Here is a 2,776-nt window from a genome sequence, read left to right as displayed (position 1 = left end):
GGAGTTCGTCCTCCCTGCACGCGTCGGGGATTACACCCCGGGATCACCCCCGCATGCGCGGGGAGCAGGTCGTGAACTTCGGTGTGCGGCTGCCCGGTCGCCGCGAAAGGGCTCAGCCGAACATGTCGTCCAGGAAGCTCTTGCGCTTCTTGCGCCGGTAGTGCCCGTGGTAGCCGTAGTGCTGCTGGCCGTACGCCGGTGCCGGTGCCGGCGCTGGGTAGCCGTGCGGCGGGGGCGGCGGCACGGTGCCGTAGCCCGGCTGCTGCGGCGCGGGCGCGGGCGGCGGCGGGTAACCGCCCGGCTGGGTGACATGCTGGGCCGGCTGGGGGGCGGGCGGGGCTTGTTGCGCGCTCCAGTTGGCCTCCGCCTCGAACAGCTTCTCCAACTCGCCGCGGTCGAGGAAGATGCCCCGGCACTCGCCACACTGGTCGATGACAACGCCGCTGCGCTCGTACTGGCGCATTTCTCCGTGACACTTGGGACAGGTCAGGCTCATCACCCGACGGTACCTGGTCCGTTCACGCGGTAGCGGTCAGCGCGGCCAGGACCTCGTCGTCGGAGACCTCGTGGAAGTCGTCGTAGTAGGCCCCGACCGCGCCGAACGCGGGCGGTCGCTGGGCACAGATCAGCTCGTCGGCCTCGGCGGCCAGCATTTCGCATGCCTCCTGTGAACCGACCGGGACGGCGACCACGACGCGACGGGCGCCGAGGTGGCGGCCGACCTGGACGGCCGCGCGAGCGGTCGCCCCGGTGGCCAGCCCGTCGTCGACGATCACCGCAGTACGGCCGGTCAGGTCCAGCGGGGGTCGGCCGGCCCGGTAGTGCTGCTCGCGCCGGTCCAGTTCCGCCTGTTCCCGGTGCTGCACCTCGGCGATGTCGTCCGGGCCGAGTTGGCTGGCGACCACGTCGTTGAGCACGCGTACCCCGCCCGGGCCGAGCGCACCGAAGGCGACCTCGGGGGCCCACGGCATGCCGAGCTTGCGGACCACCAGAACATCCAGCGGTGCGCCGAGGCGTTCGGCGATGACCTGGGCCACGGACACGCCCCCGCGTACCAGGCCGAGCACGACGACGTCCGGTTCGCCGATCAGGGCGGTGAGGCGGTCGGCGAGCATCCGACCGGCCTCGGCGCGGTCGCGGTAGGTGGTCATGCCCTCAGGTCTACGCCCTGCGGGCGGACTTCGCTCGCCGGTTGCCGGATCCCGGAAACTTCGAGCGCGGGTGCCCAGAGGAGGAAAGCGATCGGGTAGAGCAGGTAGCCGAACCGCGTGGTGGGCATCAGCAGGATTGCTGCGAGCAGCCCGTACCCGCAGACCAGCGCGGCGGCGGGGGCGGTGCGGGGTGGGCGGCGGGCGAGCCGGACGGCGATCGCCAGCCCGGCGGCGACCAGCAGCCCGGCGGCGACGGCCCGACCGGCCGGCAGTGCGGTCGCGATCAGTTGCCCGGGGAACGGCGACTGTGCCGGGCTGGAGACCAGGCCGTGCCCGAGGGGGAACCGCAGCACGTTCTCCACCAGCGCCTCGCGGTCGACCAGCAGAGTGGGCAGCAGCGCGGCGGCGGGCAGCCCCAACGCGCCGGCCGCGACCCGCAGCCCGGCCCGCCTGGTGAGCCCCCAGATGACCAGCACCGCGGCGACCGGCCAGGCGAACAGCTTGAGCGCTCCGGCCAGCCCGACGGCGACGCCGGCCCAACCGGGACGTGCGGTCGCGGCGAGCGCGAGCGCCAGCAGGCAGAGTGCGAGTACGGGCAGGTCGTCGCCCCCGGTGGCCAGGGTCAGTGCGCAGACCGGCAGTACGGTGGCGGCCTGCACCCCGCGCAGCAGGGCGGCGCCGTGCCCGGGTGGCCTGGCTCCGGCGGTGGGTTGCCGCAGGATGCGGAGGGCGAGGACGAGGGCCAGCGCGGTGCCGACGGCGAACCAGATCCGGGCGTCGGTCCACCACGCGTCGACGGCTGCGCGGGGTAGTCCGAACAGGGCCATGCCCGGCTGGTACGGGGTGTAGCCGAGCAGTTGGTCGCCGGGGGGCAGCGCGGCTATGGCGTCCCGTCCCAGGTACGGCGTGCCGGTCTCCAGCAGGCGCCGGCCGGAATCCTCGACGACCAGCACCTCCTCCTGTGCCCGATCGGTCCGTCCGGCTGCGCGTTGCACGCTCTGCCAGATGAGGGGCAGCAGCACGGCGCCGGCCCAGGCGACGGCGATGATCAGCCAGCGGGCGGGCAGCCCGGCCAGCGTGGACCTCGGCCGACTGCGCCGGACGAGGAGCTGACCTGCGGACAGGAGTGCGGCGGCGAGGTAGCCCAGGGCGGCGATCCCGCCCCAGGCGCGATGGGGCACGAGGGTGGCGGTGGTGGCGGTGACCGCGGCGAAGGCGGCCGAGACGGCGTAGAGGCCGAGGTCGAGGGTGAGACCGCCGGCGGCTTGGTCGAGCCGGTGCCACCACCTGGGGCGGCGGTCGGTCGGGACGGCGGTGCTCATCGGGGCAAGTGTGTCAGGTGTCTCAGGCCGGCTGGTGCCGGCCTCGGCCCCCCTGCCGGCGGCCCTGCGGCAGCCGGACCACCGCGCCGGCGTCGTGCAGCGCGACCGCGAGGGCACCCGGCCGGCCACCGGTGCCGCGCTGGAGCGCAGCGAGCAGCGTTCCGGCGGCCAGCGGTCGGGCGAAGAGATGGCCCTGTCCGGCGGTGCAGCCGAGCTCCCAGAGGGCTCGGCGCTGTGTCTCCTGCTCCACGCCTTCGGCCACCACCGCGAGGTCGAGGCTTCGACCGAGATCCAGGGTGGACC

4 protein-coding genes are annotated in these 2,776 nt (G+C 74.3%); all 4 read right to left on the bottom strand.

Going from position 1 to position 2,776, the window contains the following annotated elements; all coding sequences use genetic code 11:
* Nucleotides 1-112: 112 nt before the first annotated feature.
* Nucleotides 113-499 carry a zf-TFIIB domain-containing protein gene (locus tag AB0M52_RS32940; RefSeq protein ID WP_363961748.1) on the bottom strand — a complete coding sequence of 129 codons (387 nt, stop codon included), beginning with the start codon at nucleotides 497-499 and terminating at the stop codon, nucleotides 113-115.
* Nucleotides 500-518: 19 nt separating this feature from the next.
* Nucleotides 519-1,151 (bottom strand): phosphoribosyltransferase family protein, encoded by a 633-nt coding sequence (locus tag AB0M52_RS32935; protein WP_363961746.1) that lies wholly within the window; start codon nucleotides 1,149-1,151, stop codon nucleotides 519-521.
* The gene (locus tag AB0M52_RS32930) at nucleotides 1,148-2,473 is read right to left on the bottom strand and encodes a glycosyltransferase family 87 protein (protein ID WP_363961744.1); all 1,326 of its coding nucleotides are present in this window, start codon (nucleotides 2,471-2,473) and stop codon (nucleotides 1,148-1,150) included. Before AB0M52_RS32930 ends, AB0M52_RS32935 begins: the two co-directional genes overlap by 4 nt.
* Nucleotides 2,474-2,495: 22 nt before the next feature.
* Nucleotides 2,496-2,776, bottom strand: a 281-nt coding sequence (locus AB0M52_RS32925) for an EAL domain-containing protein (protein WP_363961742.1), incomplete at its 5' end; no start/stop codon positions are given.

Source organism: Micromonospora sp. NPDC051296, from assembly GCF_040682255.1.
Classification (GTDB): domain Bacteria; phylum Actinomycetota; class Actinomycetes; order Mycobacteriales; family Micromonosporaceae; genus Micromonospora; species Micromonospora craterilacus.
The sequence above is the reverse complement of the archived record's forward strand: the minus strand, read 5'-3'. Positions and strand labels throughout refer to the sequence as shown.